Origin of the sequence: Micromonospora purpureochromogenes (assembly GCF_900091515.1) — a bacterium.
GTDB lineage: Bacteria > Actinomycetota > Actinomycetes > Mycobacteriales > Micromonosporaceae > Micromonospora > Micromonospora purpureochromogenes.
On sequence record NZ_LT607410.1, the window covers coordinates 1,000,604 to 1,015,038 of the forward strand.

Annotated in this window: 16 protein-coding genes; 11 read left to right on the plus strand and 5 right to left on the minus strand. The window is 74.5% G+C overall.

Annotation, left to right across the window (positions count from 1 at the left end):
* Positions 1-6: 6 nt before the first annotated feature.
* Positions 7-321 carry a hypothetical protein gene (locus tag GA0074696_RS04610; RefSeq protein WP_088959938.1) on the minus strand — a complete coding sequence of 105 codons (315 nt, stop codon included), beginning with the start codon at positions 319-321 and terminating at the stop codon, positions 7-9.
* A gap of 333 nt (positions 322-654) precedes the next feature.
* Here GA0074696_RS04610 and folP point away from each other — a divergent pair, with 333 nt between their 5' ends.
* The 7 genes from folP to GA0074696_RS04645 all read left to right on the plus strand — a co-directional run bounded on the left by folP (position 655) and on the right by GA0074696_RS04645 (position 5,346).
* Positions 655-1,608, plus strand: coding sequence for a dihydropteroate synthase (gene folP, locus GA0074696_RS04615; protein ID WP_088959939.1), 954 nt, complete (start codon positions 655-657; stop codon positions 1,606-1,608).
* 52 nt (positions 1,609-1,660) lie between these two features.
* Entirely contained in the window at positions 1,661-2,020 is a 360-nt protein-coding gene (gene folB / locus GA0074696_RS04620) for a dihydroneopterin aldolase (protein ID WP_088959940.1), read from the plus strand.
* Positions 2,017-2,544, plus strand: a complete 528-nt coding sequence (gene folK / locus GA0074696_RS04625; protein WP_088959941.1) for a 2-amino-4-hydroxy-6-hydroxymethyldihydropteridine diphosphokinase — start codon at positions 2,017-2,019, stop codon at positions 2,542-2,544. The genes folB and folK overlap by 4 nt, the downstream gene beginning before the upstream one ends.
* A gap of 19 nt (positions 2,545-2,563) precedes the next feature.
* The gene (locus GA0074696_RS04630; RefSeq protein ID WP_088964355.1) at positions 2,564-3,100 is read left to right on the plus strand and encodes a DUF3180 domain-containing protein; all 537 of its coding nucleotides are present in this window, start codon (positions 2,564-2,566) and stop codon (positions 3,098-3,100) included.
* 102 nt (positions 3,101-3,202) lie between these two features.
* A complete protein-coding gene (locus GA0074696_RS04635; RefSeq protein ID WP_088959942.1) occupies positions 3,203-4,423 on the plus strand; it encodes an ABC transporter permease in 1,221 nt (406 codons plus the stop codon).
* Positions 4,424-4,477: 54 nt separating this feature from the next.
* On the plus strand, positions 4,478-4,783 hold the full coding sequence (locus GA0074696_RS04640) for a hypothetical protein (protein WP_088959943.1): 306 nt from the start codon (positions 4,478-4,480) through the stop codon (positions 4,781-4,783).
* Between the two features lie 62 nt (positions 4,784-4,845).
* Positions 4,846-5,346, plus strand: a complete 501-nt coding sequence (locus GA0074696_RS04645; RefSeq protein WP_088959944.1) for a hypothetical protein — start codon at positions 4,846-4,848, stop codon at positions 5,344-5,346.
* Positions 5,347-5,478: 132 nt separating this feature from the next.
* Here GA0074696_RS04645 and GA0074696_RS04650 read toward each other — a convergent pair whose 3' ends face one another.
* Together GA0074696_RS04650 and GA0074696_RS04655 are read right to left on the minus strand one after the other, a co-directional pair.
* On the minus strand, positions 5,479-6,537 hold the full coding sequence (locus tag GA0074696_RS04650) for an IS110 family RNA-guided transposase (protein ID WP_088959945.1): 1,059 nt from the start codon (positions 6,535-6,537) through the stop codon (positions 5,479-5,481).
* Between the two features lie 238 nt (positions 6,538-6,775).
* The gene (locus GA0074696_RS04655; RefSeq protein WP_088959946.1) at positions 6,776-7,774 is read right to left on the minus strand and encodes an ABC transporter ATP-binding protein; all 999 of its coding nucleotides are present in this window, start codon (positions 7,772-7,774) and stop codon (positions 6,776-6,778) included.
* Positions 7,775-7,776: 2 nt separating this feature from the next.
* Here GA0074696_RS04655 and GA0074696_RS04660 point away from each other — a divergent pair, with 2 nt between their 5' ends.
* From GA0074696_RS04660 to GA0074696_RS04675, 4 genes are all read left to right on the plus strand, one after another.
* Complete coding sequence (locus tag GA0074696_RS04660) at positions 7,777-8,463, plus strand: ABC transporter permease (RefSeq protein WP_088959947.1); 687 nt, start codon at positions 7,777-7,779, stop codon at positions 8,461-8,463.
* Positions 8,460-9,209, plus strand: coding sequence for an ABC transporter permease (locus tag GA0074696_RS04665; protein WP_088964356.1), 750 nt, complete (start codon positions 8,460-8,462; stop codon positions 9,207-9,209). Before GA0074696_RS04660 ends, GA0074696_RS04665 begins: the two co-directional genes overlap by 4 nt.
* A 157-nt stretch (positions 9,210-9,366) precedes the next feature.
* Positions 9,367-10,371, plus strand: a complete 1,005-nt coding sequence (locus tag GA0074696_RS04670) for a glycine betaine ABC transporter substrate-binding protein (RefSeq protein ID WP_088959948.1) — start codon at positions 9,367-9,369, stop codon at positions 10,369-10,371.
* Between the two features lie 119 nt (positions 10,372-10,490).
* Complete coding sequence (locus tag GA0074696_RS04675) at positions 10,491-11,978, plus strand: hypothetical protein (RefSeq protein WP_088959949.1); 1,488 nt, start codon at positions 10,491-10,493, stop codon at positions 11,976-11,978.
* A gap of 21 nt (positions 11,979-11,999) precedes the next feature.
* Here GA0074696_RS04675 and GA0074696_RS04680 read toward each other — a convergent pair whose 3' ends face one another.
* Both GA0074696_RS04680 and GA0074696_RS04685 read right to left on the minus strand, forming a co-directional pair.
* A complete protein-coding gene (locus GA0074696_RS04680) occupies positions 12,000-13,169 on the minus strand; it encodes an NADH-quinone oxidoreductase subunit D (RefSeq protein ID WP_172894169.1) in 1,170 nt (389 codons plus the stop codon).
* The gene (locus GA0074696_RS04685) at positions 13,166-14,239 is read right to left on the minus strand and encodes an SAM-dependent methyltransferase (RefSeq protein WP_088959951.1); all 1,074 of its coding nucleotides are present in this window, start codon (positions 14,237-14,239) and stop codon (positions 13,166-13,168) included. The genes GA0074696_RS04680 and GA0074696_RS04685 overlap by 4 nt, the downstream gene beginning before the upstream one ends.
* Positions 14,240-14,435: the final 196 nt, after the last annotated feature.

A 14,435-nucleotide genomic window follows, 5' to 3' on the forward strand; every position in this document is an offset into this window, starting at 1 on the left:
CCGGGCCTATTCGAAGATCAGGTCGATCAGGTAGTCACCGACGAAGAAGAGTGTGGCCGCCCCGGCGATGAAGGCCAGGCCGACGATCGCGATGGCCGAGCTGGTGAGGACCTTGGAGATCTCACCCCGGCTGGCCCGGCCGATGAAGATGACACCGAGCACGGCGAGCAGGATGGGCGCGATCTTGCTGGCGAAGAAGGTGACGACGCCGTTGGTGTCGATGCCCTTCGGGGCCTCTTCGGCGAGCGGTGTCGTCGCCAGGGTGTGCAGGGCCTGCGCGACGCCGGACGTCGCCGTCTGCATGAGCTCGAAGGCGATCACTGGAACCTCCCCATGTCGCGGCCGGCGGTGCCGCGGCGGTGCAGTAGGCAAGCCTGGCGGGAAATGTGCTCACTCAGCGCAGCGTCGGCGACGCTGCGTTCGTTACCCACCACGTAGAGTGGTGAGCTTTGGGGGGATTTTTCCCGCTTCGGCCCTCCCTCCAGGCTTCGCCATCTCGATGCTGGGCAATTCCACAGCGTACGGCCCGCCCTCCTTTGCGACAACCCGCGAAGAGTCGGCCCGATTCGACCCGGACGACCGATCGTACACCTGTTCCAATACGCATGTCAGGGGGCCGCCGGAGCGGGCGTGGACGACCGGTACCGTCTAGTCGTGACCGATCTGGTACGGGCCCAGGCCCCGGTGGTGATGGGCGTCCTCAACGTCACGCCCGACTCCTTCTCCGACGGTGGCCGCTACGCCGACCTCGACGCCGCGGTCGCACACGGTGTCGGGCTGCGGGCGGAGGGCGCCGCGCTGGTCGACGTGGGTGGCGAGTCCACCCGGCCGGGCGCCGACCGGGTCGACCCCGCGACCGAGGCGGCCCGGGTCCTGCCGGTGATCCGGGAGCTGGCCGCGGCCGGCGTGGCGGTGAGCATCGACACCAGCCGGGCCTCGGTGGCCGAGGCGGCGCTGACCGCCGGGGCGACCGTCGTCAACGACGTCTCCGGCGGGCTCGCCGACCCCGACATGGCCCGGGTGGTGCGCGACGCCGGCTGTCCCTGGGTGCTGATGCACTGGCGCGGGCACTCGCGCGGGATGCGCGAGCTGACCACCTACACCGACGTGGTCGCCGACGTGCGCGCCGAGCTGGGGCGGCGGGTCGACGAGGCGCTGGCCGCCGGGGTGGCCGCCGACCGGATCATCGTCGACCCCGGCCTCGGCTTCGCCAAGACCGCCGCGCACAACTGGGAGCTCAGCGCCCGGCTGCCCGAGCTGGTCGCGCTCGGCTTCCCGCTGCTGTTCGGGGCGAGCCGCAAGTCGTACCTCGGCCGGCTGCTGGCCGACGCCGACGGCGAGCCGCGCCCCACCGCCGACCGGGAGGCGGCCACCGCCGCCACCAGCCTGCTGGCCGTCGCCGCCGGCGCCTGGGGGGTACGCGTGCACGACGTGCGCGGCACCGCCGACGCGCTCGCCGTCTGGCAGGCCACCGGCCGCCCCCGCCTGGTCGCCGAGCCGGCCGCGCGCCGCGCCGGCCGGGACGGCGCGGAACCGGGCGGTGCCGGCGTGCCGGCGGTGGGGGCGGCCGGGCCTGTCGGCCGGCAGCAGAGCGAGCCGGCGCGGTGACCGCGTCCGGGCTGGGGACCGCCGCGTACGTCGGCCGGGACGAGGGAGAGCGATGACCGACCGGATCGAGCTGACCGGCCTGCGGGCGCGCGGTCGGCACGGCGTCTACGACTTCGAACGGGCCCAGGGGCAGGAGTTCGTCGTCGACGCGGTGCTCGAACTCGACCTCGCCCCGGCGGCCCGCTCCGACGAGGTGACCGACACGGTGCACTACGGCGAGCTGGCCGAGAAGCTGGTCGCCGTCATCACCGGCGAACCGGTCGCGCTGATCGAGACGCTCGCCGACCGGCTGCTCGCGGTCTGCCTGGCCGAGCCGCTGGTCGCCGCCGCCACGGTCACCGTGCACAAGCCCGAGGCGCCGATCCCGCACACCTTCTCCGACGTCGCCGTGACGATGCGGCGTACCCGATGACCCGGGCCGTGCTCTCCCTCGGCAGCAACCTGGGCGACCGCCTCGCCCACCTGCGTGCCGCGGTCGCCGCGCTCGGCGACGCGGTCCTGGTGGTCTCCGGGGTCTACGAGACTCCACCGTGGGGGGACGCCGACCAGCCGGCGTACCTCAACGCGGCGGTGATGGTCGCGGACCCGGCGGCGACCCCGCGCGACTGGCTGGACCGGGCCCGGGCCGCCGAGCGGGCGGCCGGCCGGGTCCGCGACCCCGAGCGCCGGTTCGGACCGCGCACCCTGGACGTGGACGTCATCGCCGTCTGGGACGCGGCCGGCGAGCCGGTGCTCAGCGACGACCCCGAACTCACCCTGCCGCACCCCCGCGCCCACCTGCGCGCGTTCGTGCTGCGGCCGTGGATCGACATCGAGCCGCACGGGAGGCTGCCCGGACACGGCTGGCTGACCGACCTGCTCAACGCCGAGCCGTTGGCCGGTGACGCGTTGGAACTGAGCCCCCGGCCCGATCTGGCGTTAGAGTCGACCCCATGACCGAGTGGAGCCGGCCGGCATGACCCAGGCGCAGCCCCCGCGCGGAAGCGAGCCCGACCGCTTCCGGATGGGCCCCACCCGGATCTCCACCCTGGTCGTCGCCGCCCTCGGCGCCGCGGCGGTGGCCTGGTTGCTGATCAGCACCTTCTACTACGACGTCGCGCCGGACCTGCCCTGGCTGCCGGTGGTGACGCTGGCCGCGCTCGCGGTGCTCGAGGCGTTCGCGGCGACCAACACCCGCAGCCGGATCGAGCGCCGGCCGGGCCGCGAACCGGTCAACCCGCTGCTGGTCGCCCGGTTCGTCGTGCTGGCCAAGGCGTCCGCCCTGGCCGGGGCGATCTTCACGGGCTTCTACGCGGGGCTGACCGCGTGGCTCTTCATCGAGGACACCAACGCCGCCATGGACGACCGGCCGGCGGCCGGCGCCGGCCTGCTCGCCTCGCTCGCCCTGACCGCCGCCGCGCTCTGGCTCGAACGCGCCTGCCGGGTCCCCGAGCAGGAGGACGACGAGGACCGGGAGCCGGGCGAGCGGCAGGGCCCCCCGCCCCGCCGCTGATCAGGGGGGTTACGCGCGGCCCCGCGCGCAGGTACCGTCCCTGGCGACCGGAGAGCAGACGGCCGTCAACGAGGACGGCCGGCCACGTGGGAGGCGCGCGGCATGGCGTACGACGAACCAGGCCGGGCCGGATCTGCGGAGCCCACGCCCGGGGTGCCCGCCACCGTGCTGGAGAACGTCTTCGACGATCCCGCGCACGGTGAGCCGGGCCGGGACCGGGTCGGCGTGCACCTGGTGTGGGAGACACTTCTCCTGGTCGGCCTGGTCGGTGTGGTGCTGCTGCTCCGCCGCGAGGACGCCGACGCGCTGCGCGGCGACGGGCTGCGCACCCTCCTGGTCGACGTGGTCGCGCTCGGCCTGCTGGCCCTCGCCGCCGGGCTGAGCCTGCGGACCGCGGCGGTGAACCTGGCGGTCGGGCCGATCGCCGTCGCCGCCGCGCTGCACTTCGCCGAGCAGGGCGATCGGGGTGTCCCGGCGGCGCTCACCCCGGCCCTGGTGGCCGCCGCCGTCGGTGGCCTCGCCTTGGCCCTGGCCGTGGTGGTGCTGCACGTGCCCGGCTGGGCGGCCAGCCTCGCCGCCGCCGCGGCCGTGATCGTCTACATCGAGCGGCGCTCCGGCGCGGTCGTAGTGCAGGCCGGCTACGACCCGCGCCGCACGGCCTTCTACCTCTTCGCCGGGTTCGCGGCCGTCGCCGTGCTGGGCGGGATGTTCGGCGCGATCCGGGCGGTCCGGCGGGTGGTCGGCCGGTTCCGGCCGGTGGTCGACCCGGCCCGCCGCCGGGGCGTGCTGGCGGCCCTGGTCACCGCCGCGGCGCTGGTCGGCTCCACCGTGCTCGCCATGCTGGCCGGGGTGCTGCTGGCCGCCAACGCCGCCGGCCCGGTCGTACCGACGTCGGGGCTGGACTGGACGGTGCTGGCGGTCGGTGTGGCGATGCTCGGCGGCACCAGCGCGTACGGCCGGCGCGGCGGGGTCTTCGGCACCCTGCTCGCGGTGGGCGTGGTGGTGGTCTTCCTGGCCTGGGCGACCGCGCGCGGCTGGACGGTCTCCCGGTGGACCGTGGGCGGCGCGGCGCTGGGCGTCGGGCTGGTGGTGACCCGGCTGGTCGAGGCGTGTGGGCGCCCGCGCGGGGCGATCGGCGAGCCGGCCGAGACGGCGCCCGCCGGCGACGGCACGATCAGCACCGGCTGGTCGCTGCCCCGGCCGAGCACCGTCGACAACTGGGCGCCCGCGCTGCCGGCCCAGTCGACCGCCACCCCGCCGGACCCGTGGGAGGCCCCCCGCTGGGAGACCGGGTCGCGCCGCTGGGACGACGACGACCGGTGAGGCGTGCCCGCGTCCGACGGGCCGTAGGTGATCTCGCCGGTTAGGCTCGCGGGCATGAGCGAGACTCCTTCCGCCGGTACCGGCCGCACCTTCGACCAGCTCGACGCGCTTCCCACCGAGGAGCTGCGGGAGCGGGCCTTCGCGCTGGCCCGGGAGCGCCGCGACGTGGGCTTCTTCTGGTCGGTGCTGCGGCACCTGCCGAACGCCGACGAGGCCGCCGCGCTGGACGGGGCGCCGAACTCGATCGGCCCGACCATCGACGAGGCCTCGGCGCTGTGGCGGGAACTGACCGGCCACGGGTACGAGGAGTCGGCGCCGCTGCTGCGCGCGGCGTTCATCGACTACCTGGTGAAGCACTGACCGGTCGTAGCGCCGGCTGGCGCAGGTTTGCCCGCCGGGGTGAGTCGGGAACTTCCCGCCGCATGGCCCTCACCAACCGCCCCCGGACCGTCAGCGGGTACGGCACCGCCGCCGGCACCGGCACCCTGGCCGCGCTCATCCTGGTGGGGGTCTGCGGCAGCCCGTGGTACGTCGACTGGGCCGAGGCGCACACCGACCCCAACTCCGCCGGCGGCTGGTTCCTGCGGCTGCTCGCCTGGCCGGCCTGGCGGCTGGAGGCCGCCGGTGGTGAGCACGGGGTGCTCGCCACCGACCTGCGGGCCATCCTGCTGCTGGTGTTCGCCGCGACCTTCCTCTACCTGCTGCCCACCTCGCAGGTGGCCCGGGTGCAGGGTTCGGTGAGCCAGTTCTTCTCCGGCTGGGCCGCGTACGTCCTGGCCGCCGCGACGGCGACCCTGCTGGCGGCGCTGCTGACCTCGGACGGGCCGCTGCTCGCCGACTTCCAGACCGCCGGCACGGGTGCCACCTACGGCTTCTTCGCCGGCTGGATCATCGGCACCGCCAGTCTCGGCGGCCGGGCCTGACATTCCGCCCCGACCTCGCCGCAGGACCAGTCCGGCGACGGACCGAACTGGCCGCCGGAACGGCCCGGCTGCCGCCGGAACGGCAAGTCGCCGGCGCGAAGTCAGAGATCGGCGGGGATGCTCCTATGGATGTCAAGCGGTGTTGAGGGCGGCGAAGTCGGCGAGGAGAGCCGTGTGGACCTCGCGGACGACGTATCGCTTGAGACATCGCATGATTTCTTTCTTGCTGAGGCCTTGCTTGGTGCGTTTGTCGACGTAGGCGCGGGTGCGGGGGTCGTGGCGCATCCGGCTGAGCACGATCGTGTGCAGCGCGTTGTTCGCGGCTCTGTCACCGCCGCGGTTGAGGCGGTGCCGGTCGGTGCGTCCACTGCTGGCGGGGATCGGGGCGGCGCCGCAGAGGTGGGCCAGGGCCGCCTCGGAACGCAGCCGGTCGGGGTTGTCGCCGGCGGTGTTCAGGAGTTGCCCGGCGACTTCGGGACCGGCGCCGAACAGACTGCTCAGCGTTGGGGCGGTGCGGGCGACGGCGGGGCGTAGCCGCCGGTCGGCTCGGGTGATCTCAACGTTGAGTGCGGTGATCCGGGTGGCGATCGCGGCGAGGGCGGCGTTCGTGGCGTGGACCGGGTCGGTGAGTGCGGACTCGTCGATGCCCAGCTCGACGCATCGTTGCACGAGTGCGGCCCCGGTGACGCCGGCCAGGTCTTCCCGAATCTCCTGCGGTGCCGAGGTGAGCAGGCCGTGGAGCTGGTTCAGGGCGGCGGTGCGGGCCTTGACGGCGCCTCGGCGGGCCACGCGCAGGGCGCGGATCGCCTCGACGGGGCCGGTGCGGGTCTTCGGGACACCAGCGGCCTGCCCGGACAGGGCCGCGCGGGCGGCGGCGAGGGCGTCGATCGGGTCGGACTTGCCCCTCGTCCGGCGGATCTTGCGGTCGGGGCGGTCGATCTCCACCACGGTGATGCCCGACCCGCTCAGGTGCCGCATGACGCCAGCGCCGTAGGCGCCGGTGCCCTCCACTCCGACCTTGACCACCCGGCCGAAGGCACCCAGCCAGGCCAGCAACTGCTGATATCCGGCGGCGGTGGCGGCGAACTCACGATCACCGAGGAACCGCCCCGCCTGATCGACGGCAGCGGCGTGATGAGTCTTGCCGTGGGTATCAACCCCACCCGTGACCTGGCGCTTCTTGGCTGTCATCCTGGAACCGTCGTCCCTTTCGCTTGCACCGACAGGGTCGGCACGCACTCGCCGGGACGGGCGGACAGGACAGTGAAGGGGCCTCTTGCACAGGCTCCTATCAGGTCACGACGCCCCTGCCAGTGACGTGCAGGAACGGGGTCACCCGGAACCGGTCGACGAATCCCACAGCAGGACAGCATCGTCGGTCAGGCGCTGAGTCAGACCAGACCGGGTGACCCCACCTACATCCTCACTGTCAGGCGCCGGTCTGGCCGAGTTCGAGCACCCGGGCCCGGGTGAGCGCGCCGACCGGCTCGCCGTCGGCGGTGACCACGACCGCCTCGGAGCCCGTGGTGAGCATCGCCGCCAGCGCGTCGTACGCGGAACCGCCCAGCGGCACCGCCGGCAGGTCGGCGGTCGCGCCGGGAACCGGGGCCAGCGTGTCCCGGCTGAGCGGGGTGACGGCGAGCCGGCGGATGCCCCGGTCCGCGCCGACGAACTCGCGGACGAACGGTGAGGCGGGGGCGCCGAGCAGGGCGGCCGGGGTGTCGTACTGCTCCAGCCGGCCCCCCTGGGAGAGCACCGCGATCCGGTCGCCGAGCCGGACCGCCTCGTCCAGGTCGTGGGTGACCAGCACGATGGTCTTGCGGACCTCGGCCTGGAGTCGCAGGAACTCCTCCTGCAACCGGGTCCGGACGATCGGGTCGACCGCCGAGAACGGCTCGTCCATCAGCAGCACCACCGGGTCGGCGGCGAGCGCCCGGGCCACCCCGACCCGCTGCCGCTGCCCACCGGAGAGCTCGTGCGGGTAGCGGCGGCCGAACTGCGCCGGGTCGAGCCCGACCAGTTCCAGCAGCTCGTCGGCGCGGCGGCGGATCCGCTCCTTCGGCCAGCCGAGCAGCCGGGGCACCGTACCCACGTTGGTGTGCACCGTCTGGTGCGGGAAGAGCCCGACGTTCTGGATCACGTAGCCGATCCGGCGGCGCAGCTTCACCGGGTCGACCCGGGTGATGTCCTCGTCGCCGAGCAGGATCCGGCCGCCGGTCGGCTCGATCAGCCGGTTGACCATGCGCAGCACGGTGGACTTCCCGCAGCCCGAGGGGCCGATCAAAACCACCAGCTCGCCGGCCTTGACCTCCAGGCTCAGCTCGCGCACGGCCTCGGTGCCGTCCGGGTAGCGCTTCCGGATGCCGTCCAGGGTGATCGAGGCAGCGCTGTGCCCGGCCGCGCCGATGGGTCCCGGGGTAACGTCCACGTGTGTCCCTCCACCTGAGCTACCGGGCCGACCCCGGTAACCCGTGGTTCTCCTGGCAGTACGTGCGGGACAACTCTGACACCATCCTCGCCGCGCTGCGCGAGCACGCCTCGCTGACCGCCCGGGCGGTGCTGATCGCCGCCCTGGTGGCCCTGCCGTTGGCGGTGGCGGCGTACTGGTTCCGCGCCCTCGCCGGGCCGATTCTCGCACTCACCGGCGTGCTGTACACCGTCCCGTCGCTGGCGCTGTTCGCCTTCATCGCGCCCTACCTGGGCATCGGCGCGATCACCGTGCTGACCGTGGTGGTGCTGTACGCGCTGCTGGTGATCGTGCGCAACGCGGTGGCCGGGCTGCACCAGGTGCCCCCCGAGGTCCGCGACGCGGCCGAGGGCATGGGGTACGGCCGCTGGGCGCGGCTGTTCCGGATCGACCTGCCGCTGGCCCTGCCCGGCATCCTCACCGGGGTACGCCTCGCCACCGTCTCGACGGTCGCCCTGGTCACCGTCGGGGTGGTGGTCGGTCGCGGCGGCCTCGGGCAGCTCATCTTCGCCGGCTTCCAGAACAACTTCTACAAGGCCCAGATCATGACCGGGACGCTGCTCTGCGTCCTGCTCGCCCTGGTGCTGGACCTGATCCTCGCCGGGATGGGCCGGCTGCTCACGCCGTGGCTGCGCGGGCGGACCGGATGACCGCCACGGCGGCCCGGGCGGGGACGAATCCGGTCGAGCAGGCGGTGGTCTGGCTCAACGACCCGCTGAACTGGACGAACCCGGGCGGCATCCTGGACCGGCTCGGGGAGCACCTGAGCATGTCCGCCGCCGCGGTGCTGCTCGGCTGCCTGGTGGCCTGGCCGATCGGGCTCTGGCTCGGGCACAGCGGTCGCGGTGGCGGGCCGGTCCTGCTGATCTCCAACGTCACGCTGGCGATCCCCACCCTGGCGCTGCTGACCATCCTGCCGCTGACCTTCCTCGGGTTCGGCCGGCCGGCGGTGGTGGTGGCGCTGGCCGTCTTCGCGGTGCCACCGCTGCTGGCCAACGCGTACACGGGGGTGCGGCAGGCCGACCCGGAGGCCCGGGACGCGGCGCGGGGGATGGGACTGTCCGGCGGGCAGGTGCTGCGCCGGGTGGAGCTGCCGCTGGCGGTGCCGTACCTGGCGGCCGGGTTCCGGACCGCGGCGGTGCAGGTGGTGGCGACCGCCGCGCTCGCCTCGTTCGTCAACGGCGGCGGGCTCGGCCAGATCATCCGGGCGGGCTTCGGGCTGGACATCGCGGCCGGCGGCGGCCAGATCATCGCCGGGGGCGTGCTGGTGGCCGGGCTGGCGCTGCTGGTCGAGGGGGTGTTGGCGCTGGTCGAGCGGGCGGTCACCCCGCGCCCGCTGCGGCGGGTCCGGGGCCGGGCGCACCGGCGGGCGGCGGCCGCCGTCGCCGGGAACTGAGCGAACCGGTGACGATCGGGTGACGAACCCCGCTCCGAGTTTGTCGGTCGGAGCCGGAGGATGTTGGCTGGAGTCGCGGGCGGCCGATCGGATCGCCCGTCGGACACGCGGCCGGCCCACCTCGGGTCGCGCCGGGACACGGAAGGCGGGCGCGATCATGCGCGTACGGACACGAGTGGCGGTCGGCGCGATCGGCGCGCTCACCGTGGCAGGTCTGCTCACCGGCTGCGGGGACGAGGGGTCATCCGGCACCGACGCACCTCAGCAGGGCGCGAGCGGAGCGGGCTGCGCCCCGGTCGCCGGCGACCAGCTGGTCGTCCTGAACGACGACAAGAAGCTCCAGAACACCGACAACATCATCCCGGCGATCAACGTCGACGTGGCCAACCCGCAGCTGGTCGCCGCGCTCGACAAGGTCTCCGCCGCGCTGGACACGCCGAAGCTGATCGCGCTCAACAAGGCCGTCGACCTCGAGCGCAAGACCCCGAAGGCCGCCGCCGAGGAGTTCGCCTCGGCGAACAACCTCACCGCCGGCATCGCCAAGGGTCCCGGCGGGCAGATCGTGGTCGGCGCCGGCAACTTCAGCGAGAGTCAGACCCTGGCCGAGCTGTACGACATCGTCCTCACCGCGGCCGGCTACCAGGTCAAGGTGCAGCAGATCGGCAACCGCGAGCTCTACGAGCCGGCCCTGGAGAAGGGCGAGATCCAGGTCGTCCCGGAGTACGCGGCGACCATGGCGGAGTTCCTCAACACCAAGGCCAACGGCAAGAACGCCACCCCGGTCTCCTCGCCCGAGCTGGACAAGACGGTCACCGCACTGAAGGCGGCCGGCGACAAGGTGGGCATCACCTTCGGCGCACCCGCCGCCGCCCAGGACCAGAACGCCTTCGCCGTCACGAAGGCGTTCGCCGACAAGTACGGCGTGCAGACGATCTCCGACCTGGCGGCCAAGTGCTCCGGCTCGGCGACCGTGCTGGCCGGCCCGCCGGAGTGCCCGCAGCGGCCGAAGTGCCAGGCCGGACTGGTGGAGGTCTACGACTTCAAGGCCGGCTCGTTCAGCTCGCTGGACGCCGGTGGCCCGCAGACCAAGAACGCGTTGAAGACCGGCACCGCCAGCGTCGGTCTGGTCTTCTCCTCCGACGGCGCACTCGCCACCGGCTGACCACGGGTTCCGGGCGCGGCGGCACCCCGCCGGCCGCGCCCGGCCCGCACCCCCTGACGTCGCGATTCGGTACTCGGGACCGTTCCCACGCAGGGCATCTCTCGGTAGGCTCCACAGCCATGCCCGCCCCGGTCGTGCCCGAGAAGCACCACCCGCAGCTGCTGACCGTCCTGTTCTGGATCGGTGTCGCGATCGCGCCCGTCGCGGCGCTGATCCTGCTGATCGCCGACGGCAACGGTCCGCTCCGGTTCGCCGCCGTACTGGCCATCATGGCCGTGGTCCTGATCGGTCTGTCGATCGCGCTGCGCGCCGACGGTGGCCAGCCGCGCGGCGAGGAGTTCCTGGACGAGTTGGAGCAGGTTCGCCGGGAGTTGCGGGCCGAGATCGTGGCCGCCGCCCAGCGCGGCAACCAGGCGCTCGACCAGTCCCAGCGGGTGGAGGACCAGGTCGCCGCGCTGCGCCGCCGGCTGGACGCGGCGGCGGCCGGCATCGCCGCGGCCGCCGGGATCACCGGGGCGGTGGCCGAGGAACCGGCCGGCGCCGGTCGGGCCCGGGTGTCCGACCCGCAGGAGCAGGCGTCGGGCGGGCGGCGGTGGGCCGCCGCGCCGGAGGAGACCCCGTCCACCTGGGGGCGCGCCCCCGATCGGGACGACGAGGAGCCGGCCGGGCGCCGTTACGGCGCGGAGCGTCCCGCCGCCGGCCAGGCCGGGGTGTACGGCGCTCCCCGCGAACCGCGCGGCGCCGCTCCCGGACCGGAGGCGGGCGGCCGTCCCGTGCTGCGGCACACCGAGACCGTGCACGTGACCACCCGGCACACCGTGGTGGACGGCGCGGATCCGGCGGTCGGCAACGCCTACGCCGGCTACGCCGGCCGCTGGTCCCCCGCGCCCGAGGAGCCGTCCTGGAGCGGCGCGGAGCCGGAGAACTCCTGGGCGGAGCGGGCCGAGCCGGAGCGGGGCTGGGCGGGCCAGCGCGACGAACGGTCGAGCGACCAGCGGGAGGACCGGCCCTGGCCGGGCGGGCAGCCCGAGGAGCGGTCCTGGTCGGGTGCCGCCGACGATCGAGCCGACCAGTCCTGGGCGGGCGGGTCGTACCCGGCGGAGGAGAACTGGTCCGGGGTACGGGCCGGCGACCGCTGGGCCGAGGTACGCGACGACGGGCGGGGCCGCGAGGTGCGGGTCGGTGAGCGCCGGGCGGAGCTGCACGCCGACGGCGCCGAGTTCCGCGTGCAGGACCGGTGGGCGTCGGTGCGCCACGACGAGCCCCGCCGGACCGCCGAGCAGTGGGGCGGCGGCGGTTGGGTCGAGCCGGAGGAGCATCCCGCGCTGCCGGCCGGCGGGGTGCCGGTGCCGCAGGAGTGGCGGGGGCAGGCGCGCGGCCAGCAGAACACCGAGCAGTCGTGGGACGAGCGGTCGGCCGACCAGTGGCGGGCGCCCGCGCAGCGGGAGCCGGTGGACTCCTGGCGGGCCGCCGAGCCGGAGCCGCGCGCCCGCCGGCAGTGGGGCGGCGAGCCGGAGCCGCGTGCCCGCCAGCAGTGGGGCGGCGAGCAGCGGTACGGCCAATCGCCGCAGGACGACTCCCCGCGCGCCGGTGGCCGCTGGCGCTGACCCGCTCCGGTCAGCCGCCGGTCACTTGTCGATGTCGCCGACCACGAAGAACATCGAGCCGAGGATGGCGATCAGGTCCGGCACCAGGGTGCCGGGGAGCAGGCTGGCCAGCGCCTGCACGTTCGCGTACGACGCGGTGCGCAGCTTGAGCCGCCACGGGGTCTTCTCGCCGCGGGAGACCAGGTAGTAGCCGTTGATGCCGAGCGGGTTCTCGGTCCAGGCGTAGGTGTGCCCCTCGGGCGCCTTGACCACCTTGGGCAGTCGGGTGTTCACCGGCCCGGTCAGCCCGTCGACCCGGTCCAGGCACTGCTCGGCCAGGTCGAGCGAGGCGTACACCTGGTCGAGCAGCACCTCGAAGCGGGCGTGGCAGTCCCCGGCGGTGCGGGTGACCACCGGCACGTCGAGCTGGTCGTAGGCCAGGTAGGGCTCGTCGCGGCGCAGGTCCAGGTCGAGACCGGAGGCGCGGGCGACCGGCCCGGACGCGCCGAACGCGGCGGCGTCGGCGGTGGAGAGCACCCCCACCCCGACGGTACGGGCCAGGAAGATCTCGTTGCGGCGGATGAGCCGGTCCAGGTCGGGCATCCGGCGGCGGACCTCGGCGATCGCGGCGCGGGCCCGGCCGGTCCAGCCGGCGGGCACCTCCTCCTTGAGGCCGCCGACCCGGTTGAACATGTAGTGGATCCGGCCGCCGGAGACCTCCTCCATCACCGCCTGAAGGGTCTCCCGCTCGCGGAACGCGTAGAAGACCGGGGTGATCGCACCGATCTCCAGCGGGTACGAGCCGAGGAACATCAGGTGGTTGAGCACCCGGTTCAGCTCGGCGAGGGCCATCCGCAGCCAGGTGGCCCGCTCGGGCACCTCCATGCCCATCAGCCGCTCGACGGCGAGCACCACGCCCAGCTCGTTGGAGAACGCCGACAGCCAGTCGTGCCGGTTGGCCAGCACGATGATCTGCCGGTAGTCGCGGACCTCGAAGAGCTTCTCCGCGCCCCGGTGCATGTAGCCGACGATCGGCTCGGCCGCGACGACCCGTTCGCCGTCGAGCACCAGCTTGAGCCGGAGCACCCCGTGCGTGGACGGGTGCTGCGGGCCGATGTTGAGCACCATGTCGGTGCCCAGCTGCTCCCCGCCCGCGCCGGTGCCGACGGTCAGCTCGCGGAGGTCGCCGGCGTCCGTGGTCATGTGGGTCATCGTGCCATGAACGCCGCGGGCTCGACGCCGACCGGTTGCCGCAGCCACCAGTGCCCGCCGAGGCCGGCCGGGTCGGTCAGCTCGGCCACCGCCGAGGCGGCGGCCAGCGCCCGCAGGTAGCCGGCCGGGTCGCTGCCGGCCAGGGTCAGCGGCGGTCGGCCGCCGTCGGCCCCGAGCGCCCGCAGCGCCTCCCGCTGCGACCCCAGCGTGTACGCGCGCCCGGCGACCCGCGCGCCGGCGGCGGCGACCGAGTCCACCGCGACGTGCGCGGTGACGTCGCGGGAGCCGTCGGGTACGGGTGGCACCTGCCGGCCGGCGCGGTACCCGGTCAGCGTCCCGTCCACCGGCCGCTCCTGCCGCAGGTGTCCGTAGTCGACGGCCAGCGCGAGTCCCCGGTCGAGCTTGCCGACCGCGTCGGCCCAGGCGTCGTCCCTGGTCCGGCCGATCTCGGCCCGCCCGGCGGCAACCGGGGCGGGCCACCAGCGGTGCAGCCAGTCGAGGTCGGCGGCGTCGACCGGACCGCCCACCGACTCCGTCCCGCTCGCCGGGTCGACGAGCAGGTACCGCCAGCCGTCCCCGTCGTGCACCGCGACGTCGAGCGGGACGTTGTCCAGCCATTCGGTGGCGACCAGCAGGCCGGTGACCCCGTCCGGGATCTCGTCCCGCCAGTCGATGCCGGCGGGCAGGTCGTCGGGGCGGGGCGCCCGCTCGACGGCGGTGAGCCGTACCCGGCGGGCGAGCGGCACCGGCGCGGCGGGTGACGGCACGGCGGCGGCCGGGGCGGTCGGGGTTTCCGGGGAGGCCGGCCGCCCGGTGGGGTCCCCGTCGGCTCCCATGGCCCCGGCGAGGGCGCGCAGCAGCTCCCCCCGGCCGGCGCCCACGTCGACCACGTCCAGCGGCTCCGGCCGGCCAAGGGCGGCGTCCACCTGTTCGACCAGGCGGGACAGGGCGGTGGTGAGGACACCGGGGGCGTGCGCGCTGGTGCGGAAGTGGGCGGCGGGTCCGGCGCCGGCGACGAAGAAGCCGGCCGGGCCGTAGAGGGCGGCGTCCATGGCGTCCCGCCAGCGCATCGAGTTGATCCCGCGTTCAGGGTGCGTCACCGTGCCGACCCTACGGTCAGCCGGTCGGCGGGGTGGCACTGTAACCGCGCCGCGTGGCCCGCGCCGCCCGGAAACCGCCCGCCCACCGGCCGGTGAAGGTTTTCACACACTCTTGTTAGGGCTCCGTAACCCCAGCGCATACTTGCGGTCGACCGGTACCCCCTTC

Bases quoted from the DNA above. Each gene is read 5' to 3' on its own strand.
- folB (WP_088959940.1), top strand. From the start codon at position 1,661: ATGACCGACCGGATCGAGCTGACCGGCCTGCGGGCGCGCGGTCGGCAC.
- folK (WP_088959941.1), top strand. From the start codon at position 2,017: ATGACCCGGGCCGTGCTCTCCCTCGGCAGCAACCTGGGCGACCGCCTC.
- GA0074696_RS04630 (WP_088964355.1), top strand. From the start codon at position 2,564: ATGACCCAGGCGCAGCCCCCGCGCGGAAGCGAGCCCGACCGCTTCCGG.
- GA0074696_RS04635 (WP_088959942.1), top strand. From the start codon at position 3,203: ATGGCGTACGACGAACCAGGCCGGGCCGGATCTGCGGAGCCCACGCCC.
- GA0074696_RS04640 (WP_088959943.1), top strand. From the start codon at position 4,478: ATGAGCGAGACTCCTTCCGCCGGTACCGGCCGCACCTTCGACCAGCTC.
- GA0074696_RS04645 (WP_088959944.1), top strand. From the start codon at position 4,846: ATGGCCCTCACCAACCGCCCCCGGACCGTCAGCGGGTACGGCACCGCC.
- GA0074696_RS04650 (WP_088959945.1), bottom strand. From the start codon at position 6,537: ATGACAGCCAAGAAGCGCCAGGTCACGGGTGGGGTTGATACCCACGGC.
- GA0074696_RS04665 (WP_088964356.1), top strand. From the start codon at position 8,460: ATGACCGCCACGGCGGCCCGGGCGGGGACGAATCCGGTCGAGCAGGCG.
- GA0074696_RS04670 (WP_088959948.1), top strand. From the start codon at position 9,367: ATGCGCGTACGGACACGAGTGGCGGTCGGCGCGATCGGCGCGCTCACC.
- GA0074696_RS04675 (WP_088959949.1), top strand. From the start codon at position 10,491: ATGCCCGCCCCGGTCGTGCCCGAGAAGCACCACCCGCAGCTGCTGACC.
- GA0074696_RS04680 (WP_172894169.1), bottom strand. From the start codon at position 13,169: ATGACCCACATGACCACGGACGCCGGCGACCTCCGCGAGCTGACCGTC.
- GA0074696_RS04685 (WP_088959951.1), bottom strand. From the start codon at position 14,239: ATGCGCTGGCGGGACGCCATGGACGCCGCCCTCTACGGCCCGGCCGGC.